Consider the following 19351-nt stretch of genomic DNA (forward strand, 5'->3'; position numbering starts at 1 on the left):
CAGCTTCTCGATCTCTGTGTTGACCTGGGACGTCAGCTCCTTGACAACCAAGCCGTGCGCCGCCATCCATGATGCGAGCGCCTCGTTCCGTGTCCCCGACATGACGCAACGTTAGAGCGGCTCATCGAAGCGACGGGTAAAAGGATAGTCAAAACGGCAGGGTGCTTGCAGGCAACTTTCGGGTGTGACGGCAGCGACAGCGGCGGTGGTGCGGCTGTTTTCTGGATGCCCAGGACGAGCACGACCGTGGACCAGGGAGTCCCCCATGCCCCACCCCAGAGATTTAGAACCCGCCGTTCGTGTCGAGGTGCGCACGCCCGTGGAGGCCGGGGCCGGTGTGCTCGTGCACTCCGGCAGCGACCGTGCCTTCGCGTCCTTCACCTGGCTTCTGGCTGCGGCTCAGGACAGGGCTGAGGCCAAGGCAGCGTGGACGAAACGAAACGGGATCGCGCTCCTGCGTTGCGGTGGCGTCTTCGGTGCGATCCGCATCGAGGCCGACCTGATCCACGCGGCGGCCGGCATCAAGGACAGCGCGGAGGTCAACGTCTTCCTCGCGGCGGCGTTGCGTGGCGCTCCGGTCTTCCAGGACCAGCACGCTCGCCGGTACTACGTCCTCGTGCCGAGGAGCACCGGGGAGCGCCAGGAGTGGAGGAGCGGCCGCCTCGCCCCGAAGGCTGAGTTCCTCGGGATCAACAGCGTTATCGGTGTTCCGCGACCAGACGCGACCGGGCCTGGAGAGCGCTCCTACTGGTGCGTGCCGCCGGAGGGGCCCGGCCTCCTCGCTGTCCCGGACATGGTCTCCCAGCTCGTCTCGATCGGCAGGCTGCGGCAGGTGGAGACGCAGCAGGCAGCCGACGGTTCCGAAGGCGCCACGCCGACGGCCTTCCGGGTATAGACCGGCGCCGGCCGTGCTCTCCCCTCGTACGGCACGATCGACGCCTTCCACCACCCCAACCCGCCATCGTGAGAGAGACATGTCCCGACCCCCTTCCCTCAGTTACAAGGGCCTTCCCGTCCCCTACATCGCCGCATGGAGCAACGAGCGCCTGCCGGAGCCGGCCGTTGTCCAGGCCGCCGACGGCATCGCATTCGAAGACGCTGTGGGCGCCAACGGACACGCTCAGGGCCGTGGCACGGCCGGGGTGCTGTGGAAGCGCTGGGCGCTGCGTCAGGGAGACGGGGCCGCGCTTTTTGACGTGGCGCATGCGCCCCGGCAGAAGCGCGCGATGCGGAAGCTGCTGTGTCAGGTGTGCGGAGGACCGTCGGACGAGAACGAGCAGGGCCGGCTGTGGCTGTTGGAGGACTACAGGGGCGTGGACGGCTGGCCCGAGCGGGAGGTCACGGTGCATCCGCCGTTGTGTCTCACGTGCGTGCCGTTGGCCGCGCGGCTGTGCCCGCACCTGCGGGACAGGGCCGTCGCGGTCCGGGCCCGCCGCGTCTTTCTCGACGGCGTATACGGCACGGTCTATGCCAGCAGCCGTGGGCCTTTCCCCGTCCCGGTCGGGAAGGAGGTCGTGTTCCCTGACGACTGGCGCAGGAAGTGGACGGTTGGCGCGCAGCTGGCCGCCACCCTCATGGACGTCACGGTCTTCGACCTGGACGAGCTGGGGATGGGCCCGGCTGCACGAGAGGCGGCGAGCGCATGATGCCGCCCGGCGGTACGCCCGTCGTCTTAGAGGTCCTAACAGAAGTTGTTGATCAAGTGACTTTCGACTTGGGTGGTCGTTGGTCTAGTCGTGGGGAAACGTCAGTCGCGGCCGTGGATCGTGTCGGACGAACTGTGGTCGCTCATCGAGCCGTTACTGCCCGAGCCGGGGCCGAAGCTGGTGGCGGGCCGGCCGCGGGTGCCGGACCGACAAGCCCTGTGCGGGATCCTGTTCGTGCTGCACACGGGCATCCAGTGGGAGTACCTGCCCCAGGAACTGGGCTTCGGCTCGGGCATGACCTGCTGGCGGCGCCTGGCCGCATGGAACGAGGCCGGTGTGTGGGAGAAGCTGCACCTGGTGCTGCTGAAGAAGCTGCGGTCGGCGAAGCAGCTGGACTGGTCGAGGGCGGTGATCGACTCCTCCCACGTGCGGGCGGCCCGACGGGGCCCAAAAGCGGTCCCAGCCCGGTCGACCGCGCACGGCCGGGCAGCAAGCACCACGTCCTTGTCGACGGGCAGGGCATCCCGCTCGCGGTGTCGCTGACCGGCGGCAATCGCAATGACGTCACTCAGCTGATCCCGCTGCTGGACAAGATTCCACCCGTGGCCGGCGCGGTCGGGAGGCCGCGGAGACGGCCGGACATGCTCTTCGCGGACCGCGGCTACGACCACGACAAGTACCGGCGACTGCTGCGGAAACGCGGCATCCGGCCCGCGATCGCCGAACGGGGCCAGCCACATGGCTCCGGCCTGGGCATCTTCCGCTGGGTCGTCGAGCGCACCATCTCCTGGCTCCACGGCTTCCGTCGCCTGCGCATCCGCTGGGAACGACGCGACGACATCCATGAAGCCTTCCTCGGCCTCGCCACCTGTCTCATCACCCACCGACACGTCCAACGCCTTTGTTAGGACCTCTTAGAGGTTTCTGAACACTCCCCCTCGCGGGGCACGCTGTTACCGGCTGGCGGGCTCTTGGCGCTCGCCTCCGGTCCGTCGCTGGCGACCGGAACGACACGGGTCGTGCAGGCCGCGCCGGACGTGCTGGCCGAGTGGGTCCGGTTCGGCGGGGCATTGATCGTGACGGTCTGGCTCACCGGGGTGGTCATCACCAGAACGTCACACGGATCCCGCTGGCCGCAGCTGCTCGGGTTCGGCGTCGGCGGTGCGGTCTTCCTCTACACGACGACGCCGGCCTCGACCGCGCTCGCCCAGCACCTGGGTGACGCCGTGTACGGATGCGCCTTGGCGTGGCTGGCCGTCGAGGTGTGCCGCTCGCAAGGGGTTCGGCTGCGCCCAGGCTTTCCCGTCTCGGACACTGAGCAGCGGCGCCGGACGTGGATGGTCACCTCACTGTCGTATCTGATCTGCGTGGTCTCGGGCTTCCTGACCGCGCAGATCACGGCTGGCCTGTGGGCCCTCGGGGTCGACGACGCTCTCGTCGTGGGGCTGGAGCAGCGCTCCAGCATCGGTGTGGTGACGGTCGCGGACGGCGTTCTCGCGTTCGTCACGACGGTCGTCATCGAGGACGTCGTGATCGTGGCGGCGGTCGTCACCCTGCTCGCCGCTGGTCGCCGCCCGGCGTGGCAGATCTACGGCGTGGTCTGCCTCGTTGAGATCGCTCTCCACTCCTACATGGGCGCGGTCGCCCTCACGATCGCCTTGTACGCCGCGGGCCGCGTCTGGCTGTACCGGCGGTACGGGGGTGTCGTTCCTGTGGTGATCGGGCACTTCGTGTTCGACCTCACCGTCCTCGCCAACTGGCTGGCCGAAGCCCCCGTTCCACACATGCTGGCCGGGGGCCTCGCCGTCGCAGCGGTCTGCGGAGCCGCTCAGTTGCGGACGCCGCGCAGGGGAGGCGAGAGGTGATCCGGCGCATGGAGTCGAGGTGGGTCTTCGGCGACTGCCGGCTCGGGTGCCAGAGCACCGGCGTGCTGGTGACCTGGCTCGGCCCGGTGCAGTGGGACGGACAACACTCCCCGTTCATGACGTGCGGGCCGTGCCTCAGCCGCCTCCGGGCCCAGGCCGAGCAGTACTTCATCAAGCGGCAGCCAGCCGCCGCGTAGACGGCCGGCTGTCTTCGTCGCTGTCCCCTCCGGCAAAGACAGCCGGGACCCCACCAATACATCCGATAAGGACGGGTTTTCTTGAGCTCCATCCCACAGGCCCCGACGTCGGAGCCAGCGCGATGCCTGGCGACCGACGAGGTCATCACCGACGCTCTGCGCGGGCGGATCCTCCACGGTGCCTACGCCATCACAAGGCCGCTGCCCGACACGGCACGGCTTGCAGCCGAGTTCGGCCTGCCCAAGGAGGTGATCGCCACGGCGCTGCGGGCGCTCGCCAACGAGGGCACGGTGTGCGATGTGCCCGGTCAGGGGATGTTCGTCGCCCGGCTGCCCCGTCTTGAGTCTGCTGAGGCTGCAGCCGAGCGGGTGGAGACGATCCTGCGGACGCGGCTGGAGCACGGCGTGTACCCCGTCAGTACCTGGTTCCCGGCCCAGGCGAGGCTCCTCGACGAGTTCGGCGTGACCCTGTACGTCCTGCTCAACGTGATCGCCAAGCTCGTGGATGGCGGGCTCCTCAGCACAGTCACCTCCCGCGGCCGGATCGTCCTGGACCCGCAGGGCCCCAGACCCCGGCCTAAGGACACGAGGAGGCCGCCAAGGCGGAGCCGGAGCGGTACGTCCGCCGCGCGATCGAAGAGGGCACGTATCCCCTGCACTCACAGATTCCGTCGCGGCAGAGCCTCGGGGAGAAGTACGGGCTGACCGCCTACCAGGCGGGGTTGGCCCTGAAGCCCCTGGTGAGCCACCTGGAAGAGGAACCAGTGGACGAGTACGACGACGCCGCCGCGGAGGTGGCCCGGAACTGGAGCGAGCCCCAGCCGGTCTCCGGGACCGAGCCGGGAACGGGAGGGTCGACGGCGCCGCTGGTGCCGTATCTCGGGGTGACGTGGACGCTCGACGGCCGGGACCCGCGCACGCCCGCCGAGGCCCGTCACCGGGTCGCCGAGGGGTGCCGTCTGTGGCGTGTCCCGATGCTGGTTGCCGACGACCTCACGCTGATCGTGTCCGAACTCGCGACCAACGCGGTGACGCACACGAAGAGTTCCGAGATCGAGGTGAGCCTCTACCTCACCGGCGAGCAGGTCTGCGTGGTCGTGACCGACCAGAGCGCCTACCGGACGCTTTCGGCCCGGCAGGCCGGAGCGGACGCGGAGGGCGGCCGGGGGCTGGTGCTGGTCGAGGCCCTGGCGACCCGGTGGGAGAGCTTCCCCACGGCCTGCGGCACCGCCGTGCGGGCCCACATCGCCCTCCCCCCAGAACACCGCACAGCCCCCCACACCCCCGAGGACACTTTCGATGCACGCCGCTGACGACACGCTCGCGCTCTCTGCCGTGCATGCGGCGGGACCGGCCCGCATGCAGGGCGAATACCTGCGCTGGACCTGGCCCGTGGGCCCCGGGACGGAAGATCTGGTGCGCACCGTCACAGAGGCGTTCACCCACTGGGGTTTCACGCCGTCTGTCGCCGACCTCCTCGGTGATCTCGCGTGGGAGTTCGCCGGGAGCTTCCGGCGCAGCCCCTACGTGAAGGTCGCCGTCGGGTGGGCCGATCACCAGGCGATGGTCAGCGTGCGCAGTGCCGAGAGCCTCACGAGCGCCGAGTCTGCGATGAGCCTCCAGCCCCGTCCCTCGACCTGGGGCGTATGCGGATATGTAGGCGGCACGGACGCGTTCGCCGTCGTCCGACTCGCGCGGCGGATTCCCCGGATCGACTGACCCAGAGCTTCCCGCCCCCGCCTGGGCGGGCAGGCGGGACCCGCCGGGCGAGAGCCCGAGGGCCCCGCAGCGCCACCCGGTGCGGGCAGCCGGCCCGCACCACCACAAGGAAGAAGGAGAAGCCCATGGAAGCCAAGTCGCAGGCCGCCGCCAGGACCTCGACCACGCAGACGCCCGAGAACCTCGCCACCGAAGAGGTGGTCATCGCGGTCGACGTCGACGACGAGGAGTAGTCCTCACCGCTAGTTCTCACCTGGGCGCCCTTCTCCGGCCGACGGTGGCCGGGGAAGGGCGCCCGCCCTTTCGAGGAGGTTTCAGCAGTGATCCATGTATTTGCCGGGCCGACCCTGTCCCGGCCTGAGCCGTTACTGACAGCGCCCCAGGTACGGTCCCGGCCGCCGGTGCGGCACGGCGACCTGTTCCCCGAGTCGGTCCCCGACGGCGACACGGCGGTGATCATCGACGGGCTGTACCACCAGGCCCCCGCGCTGCGGCACAAGGAGATCATCGCGGCGATGGCCCGCGGGGTCCGGGTGATCGGGGCGGCGAGCATCGGCGCCCTGCGGGCGGCCGAACTCGCGCCGTACGGGATGCGCGGCATCGGCACCATCTACCGCGGGTACGCCGTCGGCGCCCTGTGCGGGGATGACGAGGTGGCGGTGGGGCAGGCCCCGGACGGCCAGGAGGAGTCACTGACGTGGCCGCTGGTCAACCTCAGGTACATCCTGAAGACGGCCACCGCACGCGGCATCGTCGGCCCGGAGCAGGCAGATGTGCTCCTGGAGGCCCTGCGGGAGGTCTACTACCCGCAGCGCACCCGGGCCGCGGTGCGGGCCGTGTCCCGCACCTGCGGCGAGGAGCAGTTCGACCGGTGGCTGACCGAACGCCGCCGGCGCAACCCGCACTTCGGTGACCTCAAGCGGGCCGAGGCACTCAGCGCGGTCCGGGCCGCCCTGCGCAGCCCGCACCGCGGGGCCCCTGCCGAGGAGCCGCCGGTATGGCGGACGGTGCACTTCCAGCGCTGGTCAAACACCTTCGCCCGCTCACGGGTTGACGGGCTAGACCTGGCCACCGAGGACCGGCTGATCTATCAACAGGCGTTCGCCCCGGAGTTCACGCGGACGTGGACGGCCTACCTCGAACACCGCTCGCTGCGTCCCCAGCACGGGCCGGGACTGCCGCTCGGCGCCCGGCTGCAGCAGGTCACCGGCCAGGGCGGGTCTCTCGCCGCGCATCAGGTGTTCCACCCGGCCATCGACCTACGCGACGAGGAGACCGTGGCCCTGCTGCTGGCCGAGGAGACACCCGAGGACCGCCAGGCGGTCGCCCGGTACGCCGAGGCCCTGAACCGGGTGCGCCGCAGTGTGGCGGGGTTCTCGACCGCGGCCGTGTGCGACGACCTCACCGGCCGCACGCTCCGGCAGATCTGGCGGTGCCCGGCCGGTGATTTCGACACCGTCGCGTCCGCGCGGGGACTGGTCAGCGGGGCCCGCGCCGTCGAGGCGGCGAAGCGGCTGATGCCCGGATTCATGGACGAGCGGACGGAGGCGGCCCGTTGAGGCGCGAGGACGACATGGCGGTCCTGCCGGGCACCCTGCGGGCCCGGGGCCCCGAGGAGACATGGCAGGCCCTGGCCCCCTATCTGCCGGGGTTCGGGATCACCCGCGTGGCCCGGCTGACCGGCCTGGACTGCATCGGAGTGCCGGTGTGGACAGCGATCCGGCCCGCCTCCCTGACCCTGACCACCTCCCAGGGCAAAGGCCTGACCGACGGCCTGGCGCGGCTGTCGGCGGTCATGGAGGCCATCGAGCTGTGGCACGTGGAGCAGCCCCTGCCCATCGCCGCGGCTGGCCCGGCCGCGGAAGTCGCCCCCGACTGCCCCGTCGCCGACCTGCCGCTGACCGTCCCCCACAGCGCGGATGTACTCGCCCGCATCGCGTGGGAGTGGACGCCCGGCACCCACCTGATCAGCGGCGAGCCGGCCGTGGTGCCGGTCGATCTGGTCCGCCGCCGCGCCCAGCGGCCCGAGTGGGCCCCTGATCTGCTGCGGGCGACCAGCACCGGCCTGGCGTGCGGCAGCACCCGCGACGAGGCGCTGTTGCACGCGCTGTACGAGGTCGTCGAGCGCGACGTGCTGTACCGGGACGGGTGGAGCGGCGGGCGGAACCGGATACTGATCGCCCCGCACACCGTCACCGACCCCGACGCCCGGGAGGTGATCAACCGGCTCCTCGACGCAGGGATGGGGCTGGAGTTCTTCCTCGTCGACGGGCCGTACGGGCTTCCGGTGTGCGTGGCCTACCTGTGGTCGGAGGACCACCCGCAGGTGTTCGCCGGCGGCGGCTGCCACGCCCGCCCCGGCATCGCGGCCACCCGCGCCCTGACCGAGGCCGCCCAGTCCCGCGCGGCCGTCATCGCCGGCACCCGCGACGACCTGCCCAGCGACAGCCCCGATTTCGGCAGCCTGCCGCACCGGCCGGCCACAGCACGCTCGGCGATGCCGTGGCCGCAGGCGACAGCCCACTTCCCGTCGCCCCTAGGCGGGTTCACCGGCCACATCGGGGAGGTGGCCGAGCGGATCGAGATCGTCACCGGGCACGACCCGGTGGTCCTGGACCTGTCCGCGCCGGGCCTGCCCGTCCACACGGTGCAGGCCGTCTGTCCCGGCACCCGCTCACGGATCAGGAGGGCGATGCCCCGATGACACACCCCACCGCGCGCCAGCCCGCGCCCCTGCCGCCCACCGAAGACCCCGCGGACCACTTCGACGCCTTCCACGCCGCGCGGGCCCGCACCGATCTCGTCGCCCGCCTGTACGAGGCGGCGATGGGCGAGGACTACCCGCACGAAGTCAACGCCTCCACCTCGTGTGACTGGCCCCTGCTCGGGCTGATGACGACCCGGCTGCGGATGCGTCCCGGGCAGAGGCTCGTGGACGCGGGATGCGGCACCGGCGGGATCGGGCTGTGGCTGGCCCGCGCCCTGAACGCCCGCCTGGAGGGCATCGACATCTCACCCGTCGCCCTCGCCCGCGCGACCAGGCGCCGCAGCCGGTTCGTGCCCGCCGACCGCGCCGCCTTCCACGTCGCCTCAATCGACGCAACCGGCCTGCCCGACCGTCACGCCCACGGCATCATCTGCATCGACGCCCTCAGCTTCACCCAGGACCGCGGCAAGGCGGTCCGCGAGCTGGGCCGCATCCTCGCGCCCGGCGGCCGCCTCACCCTCACCCGGTCCCTGCGCCCGGGCGCCGAACCCGCCTGGGAGGAGCAGGCCCATGCGGCCGGCCTCACCGTGGAGCACATCGACGAACGCCCCGGCGAACCGGCCATGTGGGAGCGGCTCTACCGGCTGTGGCTCGCGCACGCCGACGACCTGCACCGCGAACTCGGCGACCAGGCGCGGTTCATGCTCCACGAGGCGCGCCGGATGCTGCCCGCCCTGAACGGCCGCCGCGCGGTACTGCTGACCCTGCGACGCCCCCCGACGCCACACGCAGAGGACGAGGAGGCCGATAGGATGCCCGAGCCCGGCCGCCGCGCGGAGGGCACTGTGACCAGCGAGAGGACCCCGCAGTGAGCCAGCGCAAGCACAGCCGCGCGGCGGTGTTCTCGGCCGGGTCCTGGGGCACGGCCGTCGCCAAAATCATGGCGGACGCCGGCAGCCGGGTCACCGTACACGCCCGCCGCCCCGAGATCGCCGACGCGATCAACATCCGGCACCGCAACCCGGCCTACTTCCCCGAGACCGAGCTTCCCGCTCTGCTCACGGCCACGACCGAGCCGGCGGCCGCCCTGGACGGCGCGGACTTCCTGGTCCTGTCCATTCCCGCGCAGGCTCTGCGCGAGAACCTGACCGCGTGGGCGCCGCTCATCGCAGCGGACACCGTGGTCGTGTCGCTGATGAAGGGCATCGAGACCGCAAGCGGCAAGCGCGCCAGTCAGATCATCGCCGAGGTGACCGGCATCGGCGCGGAGCGGATCGCGGTGCTGTCCGGGCCGAACCTGGCGGGCGAGATCATGCAGGGCCAGCCAGCGGCCGCCACGGTGGCCTGCCCGGACGACAGCGTCGCCCGACGCGTCCAGACGGCCTGTCTCACCCCGTACTTCCGGCCCTACACCAGCACCGACGTCGTCGGCTGCGAGATGGGCGGCGCGGTCAAGAACGTCATCGCGCTCGCCGTGGGCATCGCGGCCGGCATGGGTATGGGCCACAACGCCACCGCCATGCTCATCACCCGCGGACTGGCGGAGACCACCCGCCTGGCCGTGGCCATGGGCGCCAGCCCGGTCACCCTCGCGGGACTGGCCGGACTCGGCGACCTCGTGGCCACGTGTTCCTCACCGCGTTCACGCAACCGCACCTTCGGCACCCACCTGGGCCAGGGCATGAGCGTCGAGGAGGCCACAGCCGCCACCCGGCAGACCACCGAAGGCGTCAAGTCCGCAGGGGCCGTCCTCGAACTCGCCCGCGCCCACGGCGTCGAGATGCCGATCACGGACATCGTCTCTGCACTCCTGCACGAGAAGGTCACGCTCGATGAGGCCGCCGCCGCACTCATGCAGCGGCCCCCCAAGCCCGAGCACTGACCCCCGGGCGCCCCTCGCGCAGCGCCCCTCACCACGTCACCCTCCCCATCACGGAGGCCCCTTTCCCATGCACGCCACACCTGTGCCGTCCGCTGTCCAACTCGCCGTCACCGCCGCCCTCGTGGGCTGGATGCTCACCGGGTTCACCCACCTGCCCGGCAGGTGGCTGCGCTGGAAAATGTTCTGCCGCGCCCGCTTCACGATCATCACCCTCGACGGCACCAAGAACGGCCACACCGAACCGGTGAACCCCTACCGCTACCTCTCCCCAGGCAGCTTCCTCCTCAGCCCCGAACGGCTCCAGACGATCATCACCCACCTGACCCGCCCCGGCGGGTACGACCGGATCGACGGCCGCGGACGAGTCCTCTCCACGCAGGGCGAGCAGCCGATCGAGGTGATTGACAGTGTGGTTCGTTGACGCCCTCGCCTCCGGGTTCCAGCACCCCACCGATCCCGGACGGCTCCACCTGTTCCGCATCCTCTACGGCACCGTCTGCACCCTGCGGTTCGCCCTCTCCTTCGGCCAGGGCGGATGGGACCGGTTCGCCCCCGGCTCACTCAGCACCCACACCGCCGAGCAGCGCTACGGCCCCGCACGGGCCCGGTGCCTGAGCGGCGCCTACCGGCCCGTGCTGATCGCCCGCACGATGGCGGCCGCCGCCTTCGCGGCGGGTCTGGCGCCCCGGGCGGCGCTCGTGATGGTCCTGGCCGGTGCCGCGATGGAGCTGTGCTACCTCAAGAGCCCCAACGCCGTGCGCTACACCCTGCTCACCGGCGGCTGCCTCCTCGTCGCCGGCGACCTCGGCCGCGGACCGGCGATCGAGCACGGCTCCAGCACGGCCAACACCTGGGCACTGTGTCTCCTCGTGCTGATCACCACCGACGTCTACTGGAACAGCGCCTGGCACAAACTCCGCTCACCACAGTTCCGCACCGGCCTGTACCTGGCTCAATGGGTCCACACCTACACTCAAGTCAAGGACCGGCTTCCCTACCGGGGCCAGCACGCCATCCCCGGCCCCGTCCGCCGCCACATGGGCAACCTCAACAGTCGTGACGTCCGGCTGTGGCGTCTGGTCGCCGCGACCGTCATCACCGCGGAGATCGCCCTGCCACCCGCCCTGCTCATCGAACAGACCACGCCCTACGCCATCACCGCCGGCATCACCATGCACGCCGCCTTCACCTGCCTCAAGCCCCGCCAACTCATCACCTTCTCCAGCCTCACCGCCGGCACCTACACAGCCTTCGCCCCCTGATCTCTCGCCGACAGGACGCAGTCGCGCCCCGCCAGACCCCTCACGGGAAACCGGCGGGGCACCACTGCATCCGGGCCCCAGCCGGCTTCGGCCGCTCATAGACAGCCCCGCCCTTAAGACGGGTGGTACGCGCTCACCAGCAGGGTGTCGGCGGTGCGAGGCCCGCCGGTGGCGGCGGGCAGCACGTCAACAGTGATGTCGGTAAATCCGGCCTCGTCGAGCAGCTTGGTCCACACGTGCTCCTGGAGGACCCAGCGGCGCATTGTGGTGGTTCGGCCGTCCGGTGTCTTTGCCGGAATGTCGGCGGCCGTGGCATCGGGCTGGGCAGGTGCCCCGTTCAGGTAGTGGGCGAGGGTTGCGAACACCAGTCGTCCGCCCGGCTTGAGGGCGGCGGCCGCCGCAGGCAGCAGCTCGCGCGGGTCGGTGAAGTCCACGGCGCCGAAGACGCTGTACAACACGTCGTACGCGCACGTCATCGCCTGCAGGTGGGGCACCGCGTCGGACTGCACGATGCGCAGGCGCGGAGCGAGGTGGGCATAGAGGTCGGCTGCCATGGCGTGCTGGGCGGGCGAGGCGTCGACGGCGACGATCCGGGCCGGCTGGTGATGGACGGCCAGGTGCGCTGCATGCCGGGATGTGCCGGCGCCGAGGTCGCCCACACAGCGGCCGGTCACCTCACCGAGGACCTCGGGACCGGGCCCGGCGTCCTGGCCCCAACTCCAGTAGAAGGTGCCGGGAACGGCGCGGTCACTGGTGGCGCGGGCGCGGCCGTAGTGGTGCCAGAGGTCTGCGGTGCTGGTGGTCACCCGGACCATCCTGGCGGCCTCAACCGGGCCGTGGGCCGGTTCGCCGAAATCTCACCCGGGCATGCCGTCGGGCCCCAGCCGTGCGGCCGGGGCCCGAGGCGCTCGTAGCTGCGGCGTGATCAGTGCGAGTCGCTGCCGGGGTGGCACGGGCCGCAGTCGGCGGCGTCCGTCCACAACGGCAGGTCGACCTCCCAGCCGTCGGCGGCGACGATGTGGGCCGTCTTGATCACGGAGCCGTCGTTCTTCATGTCCACCTTGGGCACGTGGTGCAAGAACTGTCCGCCGTTGAACTTCTCGCACAGCTCGGCGTACGCGACCGTGTCCAGGATGACCGTGTGGACGCCGATGTCGACGAGCTTGCTGGGCGCCAGCCCCAGCCGCTCGCCCCGGTGGTTCATCGCGGTCAGCAGGTAGGCGTAGCCCTGACCGAGGACCCGGGCGGCCATGACCGAGTCGTAGGGGTAGTCCCGGATGAGGAGCCCGACCTGCTTCTCCCACAGGTCGGCCGGCACGACGTTGCGTGCGTAGCGGACCGGGCCGGTCGCCGGGTCTGCGGCCCAAGGGGATGCAACAGCGGCGGTGGCTGCCATGGGGTGCCTCCGATGGACGGTGCCCCGCGGCGCGGGGCGGTGCACCGAGCACACCGCGCCGACCGGACTCGCGGTGATCAACTCTCCATCTGTGCAAGGCGTTTGCACGTCGTGCAAGCGGCCTCGACGCGCCCGGCCAGCGCCCGTAGCGTGGGGTCCCCCTGTCTGTGCGGTGTGGGAGGGACGCGTGCCCGTTGACCCGCTCTGGAACAGCACGACAGCACTGCAGTTAGCCGCGCAGCGGCGCCCCGGCGCGCTCATCCGGATCGGACGCCAGCACCACTGCTGGACGCTGGCCGCTCTCGCAGACCGGATCGGCTGCTCGCCCGCGACCGTCTCCCGTCTGGAGCGCCGCACCCGGATCGCTGACCTGGCCCTGGTGCACCGTGCCGCACGGGAAGTCGGCGTGCCCCGACACATCCTCATGACATCCCTCGCGCCACCCCCCGCTACGGCAACGACGGCCACTAGAGTGACGGCCAGTCAGCGTGACGCCGAGGAGGACCCCATGCGCCGCCGTACGCTGCTCGCCGCCACGGCGGCCGCAGGCCCCGCCGCCCTGCTGATGGGCCTGGACGACGCTCTGGCCGACACCCCCGCCCCGTCCGGTGCTGGGCCGCTGGACAGCCGTCTGACGGGCGCCCGCGCACTGTACGACCGCGGCGCGCACGCACGGCTCCTGGTCGCCCTGCCCGGCCTCATCGCCGACGCGCATCAGGGCGCCGTCTCCCGCCGCAGTCTCGACCAGGCCCGGCTGTCCGCCGTGTACAGCCTCGCCTCCGCCGTGCTCATCAAGCTCGGCTCCTACGACCGCGCCCGGCTCACCGCGGACCGTGCCCGTACCTGGGCCGAGATCTCCGGCTCCCCGCTCGCAGCCGCGGCCGCAGCACGGGAGTTGGCCATCGTGCTGCGCCACCAGGACCAGCACGGCGCCGCTCAGCGCCTGATGTCCTCGGCAACCGACGACCTCGAGGCGAGCGGGCTGCGCACCGACGCCACGGCCGCCGCCTACGCACAGATGCTGTGCACCCTGGCCTACACCGCCGCTCGGGCCGGGCAGCGCACCGAGGCCCTGGCGATGACCGAGGAGGCCCGCCGCGCCGCCAGCCGACTGCCCCAGGCCGCTCCGCCCGGCCGGCTGTTCGCCATCAGCCCGGCCGCCGTCGACCTGTACGCGGTCGGCGTGCACTGGGCCCTCGGTGACGCCGGCGCCGCCCTGGACGCCGGGAAGAACCTGCGGCCCGAGCAGTTCCCGACCGCCGAGCGCAAGGCCCGCCTGGGCACCGACATGGCGCGCGCCTGGTGGGCCTGGCAGCGGCCCGAGCAGACCGCCCGCGCGCTGCTGGACGCCTATAGGGCCAGCCCCGGCGAAGTCCGCGACCGGCCCGCGATCCGCCGCATCGTCACCGAGCTCGCCGAGCGGCACCCGCGAACCAGCGGCGTACGCGAACTGCACACCGCCGTGACACGGGCCAGCTGACGGCGCTGTCAAGTTGGTTAGCCGGTGGGATGATCTTCTGGTTGATCGTGCTGGTAGGGGCTGTCCGTGGGGGCCGTGTCGCCGTCGTACAAGGGGCGCCGGTACCCGGTCGAGGTCATCTCCCACTGCGTATGGCTGTACTTCCGTTTCCCGCTGTCGTTCCGCGAGGTCGAGGAGCTCATGCTCGAGCGCGGGATCGCCGTCTCGTACGAGACGGTGCGCCGCTGGTGCGCCAAGTTCGGGCAGCGGTACGCAGGCGCGCTGCGCCGGCGGCAGCCCCGGCCAGGTGACAAATGGCACCTGGACGAGGGGGCTTCATCAAAATCAACGGCGAGCAGCGGTACCTGTGGCGGGCCGTCGACCAGGACGGCAACGTCCTGGACATCCTCGTGCAGCACCGCCGGGACAAGGCCGCGGCCAGTCGCTTCTTCCACCGCCTGATGAAGAAGACACACGCGGTGCCCCGGGGGATCGTCACCTAGAAGCTCCGCTCCTACGGCGCACCGCGAACCCTTTGTTCGTGGCCGCCAAGAGTATTCTCCGTGTTCACCCCTGAGCGAGTGCTGCGGATGCCTCGCGGTCAGGTGGCGTGGGTTCGCCGACTGTCTCCTATGTTGGTCGGGAGGACGTGCCATCGGGCTCCCAGGTCGACATCACCACCACCGATCAGCCCCTTCTGCGCAGGGCAGGCCCGGGCGGTGATCACCGCGGGCCCTGCAGGTTCGTGGAACGGCGTTCACGGCAGCTTGCACTTCACCGCGTGCAGGATGTCGATGACGAAGACCAGCGGCGTACCGGGCGGGGCGTGACGCCATGTGTGTCCGCCGTTGACCATGTCGGGCGGTACCGCCAGTTCGACACGGCTGCCCACCCGCTGACCGACTATCCCCAGGTCCATGGCCTTGATGACCTTGTTCTCGCCGACACGGAAAGCTGTCGCACCGCCATGCTGCAAGGTGGACTCGTACACCTTGCCGTCCTTCCAGCCGGCATAGGTGACTTGGGCGAGGACGGCTTGGCCTGCTCGGACGGTCGGTCCGTCGCCTGGAAAGATGACCGCGCGGCGCAGTTTCCTCGGGGCCGATGCACCCTTGACCGGCGTGATGGTCGGGGCGGCCTTGCCCTTTACGCGGACCTGCGGCATGCCGGCTGGCGGAGCGGTGTGCGGGCCAGTGAGCACGGTGGCGGCAGGTGTGTCGGCGACGATGTCGATGGCGAAGACCACGGTGGCGCCCGCTCCGACCCCCAAGGTCGAGCTGCCCCTGCCGCCGAACGCCGCGGCGGGCGGTGCCACCACCAGCACCCGACTCCCGACCCTGCGGCCGATCAGCGCCTCCTCGAAGGCGGGCAACAGCTTTCCGGAACCCGCTTGGGTCAGTTGATAAGCACCGGGCACGGACTTGCGCGCTGTCCAGTTCTCGGCGCTGTAGCGAACGGTCACCCAGTCCGTCCGCCGCACCACGGCTCCCGTGCCCTTCACCACGGTGGAGACGACGAACTTGCCACTGGGCCGGCCGGATGGAAGACGTATCTCCGCCTTGCCACCCACCGGGCCGGAGACGGAAGGCATGGGGGCGGCGTAACGAACCGGATCGGGCACGCTCTCCGTGCCCTTGTCACCTCCAGCCGTGTCGGAAGGGGCGGTGGTCGCGACGCTGGGGGTGGGCACGCGGTTGACGTCCGGGGAATCGCCGCCCACGCTGCACCCGGAGAGCAACAGCGGTACAGCCAGGGACGAGAAGGCCGCGAGTACGGTAGCTCGGTACATGGGAATCCTCAGGGGGAGTCGGCAATCGTTACGGCGGGGAGTGCCGGCGGCCGGGGAGAGGCAAGGCAACCGGACGCCTCAGCCACGCACTTCGGGCGGCAGGTGGAGGCAGGTCCGGTTCCTCGTCGACCACCGATGGGCCAAGGGAACATGAGCTCCGGGTCCAGCCTTCCCGGGCGCGGATGCCCCCGAGAAGGCTGTGAGCTGTGCTGTGGTGATGCCCGGCGCGCGTGGGCGCTACGGCGCCGTGTTCAACGTGGCGCCCATCTTGTCCAAGGCGGGCCCGATGCGGACACCGACCATGTACTGGACACCGCTCCGCCAGACCACGCCCGTGTGCAGGCCGACGATCTTGGCGGTTTCGTTCCTGGTCCACTTGTAGATGGGGGCTCCGGAGTCGCCGCCCTCGGTGAACTTCACCGTGCAGTTGGCGCAGGGGTCCGGCCGGTACAGGAAGGAGCCGCCGCCTTCGACGCAGATCTGGGTGTCGGGCCAGCAGATGCTGCCGGGCGACATGTCCGTGACTTTGTTGCCGCAGTGGGCATAGGTCGTCTGACCGGTCACACAGATGTTGTCCAGGCCGAGGAAAGCCGGCAGCTGGCCCTCGATGTTGAGGTAGTCGAGAGCGTTTGGGCTCTGCCCGCTCCAGATCCTCCCGAAGTAGGCCCCGCGGATGGGCGTCACATCCCGATGCAAGAGCTCCTGGTCGATCCCATTGTACCGGTTGGTGACCTTGCCGACCTCCTCCCAGTCTGTCGTGTAGTTGTACACACCCACATTGGGGTTGATCGGGTAGCAGTGCGCCGCGGTGGTCATGTAGGCGGTGTCCGCACGCATCACGCTCACCCCTCCGCTACACCGGCCACTGCCCTCGCGGGTGAGGGACAGGCCGCCGTAGAACGGGACGGTGTCCCTGTATCGCCCGCGCTGGGCCGCGAACTTGCCGGACTCGATCTTGATCTTGTCCCCGTACTCGCGGACCAGCGGCTCGCTGAGGGTCGACGGGGCGTCGGTGGTCACGACGACCCTGTCGGTGGCCACGTCGTACTGGCTCATCAACCCGTATTCGGTCGAGTGGTCCGGGCGCAGCGCCTCCCTGACAGCGCCGTCGATGGATGTGATGTCGCCCTTGGTGAAACGGCTCGCCTTGACGGTCGTAGAAGGCGGCGCATCCTTCTCGATCACCGGCTCAATCCGGTCGGCGGGCAACCGTACAAGCGCGCCGGATGCTCCTGGCGCTACTCCCAACGCGTCATTGGCCCTGGAGTAGGCGTCGACCTGGCTCCACTGGTCCGTGGTCAGGGATGCGGGCGTGTCTTCTGCCTGGGCGGGGAAGGTGCCGAGGAGACCCGCTCCCGCGGTCAGCGTCAGGCCCGCCGCCATGACGTACCGGATAGTCTTCCTTTTGTGCCTTGTCTGCCTGGACGGGAGCGGCGCGGCCGCCCCCGCGCGCGGGCCCTTTCTTGAGAACAGTCGGAGGCTCATGCTCATCCCTCGTTTCACTGGCGGGTTCCCGAAGTGGGTGCCCTGGTGAACTCCAGCAAAGCGGAAGGACGTTGCAGCCGCCGCGCGGCGGCATCTCAGCCTCCAAACAGTCTTGATGGATTTGTTGCATGAGCTGTTACGGAGCATGCGTTCAGAGCGCCCAGTGGGCTGTGCGCGCAGCGGGGACAGGTCAGGGCCGGCCCGCCCGCCTGCAGGCGCAGGTGCACAGTCCAGATGCGCTGCACCGCGGCGTGTGTGCCAGCAAGCCGCATCGGCTCGTGTCCCTCCGTTCCGGTCCGCGTCGTTCTCGCGCGGTGGCCTCCCGGACGTACGCGCGCGCCGCCCGCACCGTAGTGCAGATCCCTGCACTCGCGCAGGGCGGGTGCCGGACGCGCCCACCTGACTGATAGTGCAGAAATCCGCACTGACAGGGCAGGTGTCTGCACCGTCGGATGGTGGGGTGACGATCTTGCCGACCCGACCCGGACCGCGATGCCCTGCGTGTGACGCTGGCGCGGCTGAGGAACGCGCTCGAGTGGACCTTCGACGAACTTGCCGGCCTCGGCGGCCTGGCCCGGCGCACGCTGATCGACCTGGAACATGGCCGGGCCGTCGGCACCGTCACCACCTGGCACGCCCTCGCGCACGCCTTCGATGTCCCCATCGAGGAACTGCTCGGCTCGCTCTGCGACGACCACACCCCACCCGGGACCAAGGGCGCCTGACTCCGGTCGCGTCAGGCCTGGCGCGCCGCGCGAATCACCCGAACCGGCGAGCATGCATAGAACGCACATGGGTGCGGATCCTTTCGAGGGATAGCTGAGCTGGGAAGACGCTGATTGACGTGTGGGCGGTGCCGTCGTACTTCTACTGTGGCGAGGTGGAGGTGGGGCGCGATGGTGTCGTTGCCGGAAGAGCTCCAGGCGCGGGAGGCCGCGGCTCGACAGCGAGTGGAAGAACTCCAGGTGGAGGCTGCGGAGTTGGCCGTCCGGCTGGAGAAAGCCCGGGAGGATCTGTCGCGGTTGGAGATCACGCGGGAGATCGTCGCGCAGGTGCTGGCGGAGTTGTCGGCCGCGGAGGATGTGCCAGAACCCCAGGAAGCGCCGGCGCCTCACGGCATCGGGGTGATGGCGGTGCCGCCGTGGCGGGAGGGCCTGGTCGTTGGGGTGCTGCCGGATGTGTACCGGGACATCGTGGAGATCGTCGCTGATGCTTCGGGTCCGTTGCAGGCCAAGCAGATCGTGCCGCGGATCGGGCTGGAGGCCACCACGGCGAAGATCGAGGGGACGCGGGGGAAGCTGAAGCGTCTGGTGGAACGGGGCTGGCTGGCAGAGGACGCGCCGGGACGGTTCACCCTGGCCGCCATGACGGGGACGGTCACGTCCGCGGGAGTGGTGTATTGACGGCCACTCGGTGATCTCGTTTTAAGGCTATGCGGTGAGTTCGGTGGGTAGGTCGGTCTCGCTGGTTTCTGACTCGATCGGGTGGAGGCGGGCCTTGGCGAGGAGTTCGATGCCCATGTAGCGGCGGGCTTCGGTCCATTCGTCGTTCTGCTCGGCCAGCACCGCGCCGACCAGGCGGATGACGGCGGTGCGGTCGGGGAAGATGCCGACCACGTCGGTGCGACGCCGGATCTCCTTGTTCAGCCGTTCCTGCGGGTTGTTCGACCAGATCTGCCGCCAGCTCTCACGTGGGAACGCGGTGAACGCCAGCAGGTCGTGCTGCGCGGTGTCCGAGTGGGCTGCGGCCTTGGGGAACTTGGCCTCCAACGCATCCAGGACGTGCCGCATCTGGTCCTTCACCGCGTCAGTGTCGGGCTGTTCGAAGACCGTCCGCAGCAGCGTCGCGACCCAGGGCTGGGCTGATTTCGGAACCTGGCTCAGCAAATTTCGGGCGTAGTGGAGCCGTCAAGAATCAACCTGTTGCTTCGTGATCAGCGGCTCG

At 70.3% G+C, this 19351-nt stretch carries 20 protein-coding genes and 3 pseudogenes; 18 read left to right on the forward strand and 5 right to left on the reverse strand.

What is annotated here, in order from left to right:
• Positions 1 to 265: 265 nt before the first annotated feature.
• From SGFS_RS00250 to SGFS_RS00315, 14 genes are all read left to right on the forward strand, one after another.
• Positions 266 to 895, forward strand: a complete 630-nt coding sequence (locus SGFS_RS00250) for a hypothetical protein (protein WP_286246647.1) — start codon at positions 266 to 268, stop codon at positions 893 to 895.
• Positions 896 to 974: 79 nt separating this feature from the next.
• Positions 975 to 1646, forward strand: coding sequence for a hypothetical protein (locus SGFS_RS00255; protein ID WP_286246648.1), 672 nt, complete (start codon positions 975 to 977; stop codon positions 1644 to 1646).
• Positions 1647 to 1763: 117 nt separating this feature from the next.
• Positions 1764 to 2554 (forward strand): IS5 family transposase gene (locus SGFS_RS00260; RefSeq protein WP_434028170.1). Its coding sequence is split into 2 segments (ribosomal slippage): positions 1764 to 2085 and positions 2085 to 2554, totalling 792 coding nucleotides; the frame shifts between segments, so codons are not numbered across the junction.
• A gap of 63 nt (positions 2555 to 2617) precedes the next feature.
• On the forward strand, positions 2618 to 3511 hold the full coding sequence (locus tag SGFS_RS00265) for a hypothetical protein (protein WP_286246650.1): 894 nt from the start codon (positions 2618 to 2620) through the stop codon (positions 3509 to 3511).
• Between the two features lie 8 nt (positions 3512 to 3519).
• Complete coding sequence (locus tag SGFS_RS00270) at positions 3520 to 3708, forward strand: hypothetical protein (protein WP_286246651.1); 189 nt, start codon at positions 3520 to 3522, stop codon at positions 3706 to 3708.
• An 81-nt stretch (positions 3709 to 3789) separates the two neighbouring features.
• Positions 3790 to 4413, forward strand: a complete 624-nt coding sequence (locus SGFS_RS00275; RefSeq protein ID WP_286246653.1) for a GntR family transcriptional regulator — start codon at positions 3790 to 3792, stop codon at positions 4411 to 4413.
• A 17-nt stretch (positions 4414 to 4430) separates the two neighbouring features.
• Positions 4431 to 5021 (forward strand): ATP-binding protein, encoded by a 591-nt coding sequence (locus SGFS_RS00280; RefSeq protein WP_286246655.1) that lies wholly within the window; start codon positions 4431 to 4433, stop codon positions 5019 to 5021.
• Entirely contained in the window at positions 5008 to 5427 is a 420-nt protein-coding gene (locus tag SGFS_RS00285; protein WP_286246657.1) for a hypothetical protein, read from the forward strand. Before SGFS_RS00280 ends, SGFS_RS00285 begins: the two co-directional genes overlap by 14 nt.
• 320 nt (positions 5428 to 5747) lie before the next feature.
• Positions 5748 to 6986, forward strand: a complete 1239-nt coding sequence (locus SGFS_RS00290) for a TfuA-like protein (RefSeq protein WP_286246660.1) — start codon at positions 5748 to 5750, stop codon at positions 6984 to 6986.
• Positions 6987 to 7000: 14 nt separating this feature from the next.
• Entirely contained in the window at positions 7001 to 8131 is a 1131-nt protein-coding gene (locus SGFS_RS00295) for a YcaO-like family protein (protein WP_286259719.1), read from the forward strand.
• Positions 8128 to 9006 carry a class I SAM-dependent methyltransferase gene (locus SGFS_RS00300; protein ID WP_286246661.1) on the forward strand — a complete coding sequence of 293 codons (879 nt, stop codon included), beginning with the start codon at positions 8128 to 8130 and terminating at the stop codon, positions 9004 to 9006. The genes SGFS_RS00295 and SGFS_RS00300 overlap by 4 nt, the downstream gene beginning before the upstream one ends.
• Positions 9003 to 10016 carry an NAD(P)H-dependent glycerol-3-phosphate dehydrogenase gene (locus SGFS_RS00305; RefSeq protein WP_286246663.1) on the forward strand — a complete coding sequence of 338 codons (1014 nt, stop codon included), beginning with the start codon at positions 9003 to 9005 and terminating at the stop codon, positions 10014 to 10016. The genes SGFS_RS00300 and SGFS_RS00305 overlap by 4 nt, the downstream gene beginning before the upstream one ends.
• 67 nt (positions 10017 to 10083) lie before the next feature.
• Positions 10084 to 10437: a hypothetical protein gene (locus SGFS_RS00310; RefSeq protein WP_286246664.1), complete on the forward strand. Its 354-nt coding sequence runs from the start codon at positions 10084 to 10086 to the stop codon at positions 10435 to 10437.
• Positions 10424 to 11278 carry a hypothetical protein gene (locus SGFS_RS00315; protein ID WP_286246665.1) on the forward strand — a complete coding sequence of 285 codons (855 nt, stop codon included), beginning with the start codon at positions 10424 to 10426 and terminating at the stop codon, positions 11276 to 11278. The genes SGFS_RS00310 and SGFS_RS00315 overlap by 14 nt, the downstream gene beginning before the upstream one ends.
• Positions 11279 to 11391: 113 nt before the next feature.
• On the opposite strand, the gene SGFS_RS00320 is transcribed toward SGFS_RS00315, so the two are convergent.
• Both SGFS_RS00320 and SGFS_RS00325 read right to left on the reverse strand, forming a co-directional pair.
• Positions 11392 to 12093 carry a class I SAM-dependent methyltransferase gene (locus SGFS_RS00320; protein ID WP_286246666.1) on the reverse strand — a complete coding sequence of 234 codons (702 nt, stop codon included), beginning with the start codon at positions 12091 to 12093 and terminating at the stop codon, positions 11392 to 11394.
• A gap of 110 nt (positions 12094 to 12203) precedes the next feature.
• Positions 12204 to 12674 (reverse strand): glycine-rich domain-containing protein, encoded by a 471-nt coding sequence (locus SGFS_RS00325; protein WP_046914556.1) that lies wholly within the window; start codon positions 12672 to 12674, stop codon positions 12204 to 12206.
• A 187-nt stretch (positions 12675 to 12861) separates the two neighbouring features.
• Between SGFS_RS00325 and SGFS_RS00330 the strand changes: the two genes are divergently transcribed.
• Together SGFS_RS00330 and SGFS_RS00335 are read left to right on the forward strand one after the other, a co-directional pair.
• Positions 12862 to 14154 (forward strand): helix-turn-helix domain-containing protein, encoded by a 1293-nt coding sequence (locus SGFS_RS00330; RefSeq protein WP_286246672.1) that lies wholly within the window; start codon positions 12862 to 12864, stop codon positions 14152 to 14154.
• Positions 14155 to 14220: 66 nt separating this feature from the next.
• Positions 14221 to 14633 (forward strand): annotated as a pseudogene (locus SGFS_RS00335) (IS6 family transposase); the annotation flags it as partial.
• 257 nt (positions 14634 to 14890) lie between these two features.
• Here the strand turns inward: SGFS_RS00335 and SGFS_RS00340 are convergent.
• Together SGFS_RS00340 and SGFS_RS00345 are read right to left on the reverse strand one after the other, a co-directional pair.
• Positions 14891 to 15922 (reverse strand): FKBP-type peptidyl-prolyl cis-trans isomerase, encoded by a 1032-nt coding sequence (locus SGFS_RS00340; RefSeq protein ID WP_286246674.1) that lies wholly within the window; start codon positions 15920 to 15922, stop codon positions 14891 to 14893.
• A gap of 237 nt (positions 15923 to 16159) precedes the next feature.
• Complete coding sequence (locus tag SGFS_RS00345) at positions 16160 to 17305, reverse strand: chymotrypsin family serine protease (protein ID WP_286246676.1); 1146 nt, start codon at positions 17303 to 17305, stop codon at positions 16160 to 16162.
• Positions 17306 to 17867: 562 nt separating this feature from the next.
• Between SGFS_RS00345 and SGFS_RS00350 the strand changes: the two are divergent.
• Both SGFS_RS00350 and SGFS_RS00355 read left to right on the forward strand, forming a co-directional pair.
• Positions 17868 to 18132 (forward strand): annotated as a pseudogene (locus SGFS_RS00350) (helix-turn-helix transcriptional regulator).
• 171 nt (positions 18133 to 18303) lie between these two features.
• Positions 18304 to 18810: a hypothetical protein gene (locus SGFS_RS00355; RefSeq protein WP_286246678.1), complete on the forward strand. Its 507-nt coding sequence runs from the start codon at positions 18304 to 18306 to the stop codon at positions 18808 to 18810.
• Positions 18811 to 18837: 27 nt separating this feature from the next.
• Here the strand turns inward: SGFS_RS00355 and SGFS_RS00360 are convergent.
• Positions 18838 to 19314 (reverse strand): annotated as a pseudogene (locus SGFS_RS00360) (transposase); the annotation flags it as partial.
• Between the last annotated feature and the right edge of the window lie 37 nt (positions 19315 to 19351).

It is taken from the genome of Streptomyces graminofaciens (assembly GCF_030294945.1).
In the GTDB taxonomy this organism is placed as follows: Bacteria; Actinomycetota; Actinomycetes; order Streptomycetales; family Streptomycetaceae; genus Streptomyces; species Streptomyces graminofaciens.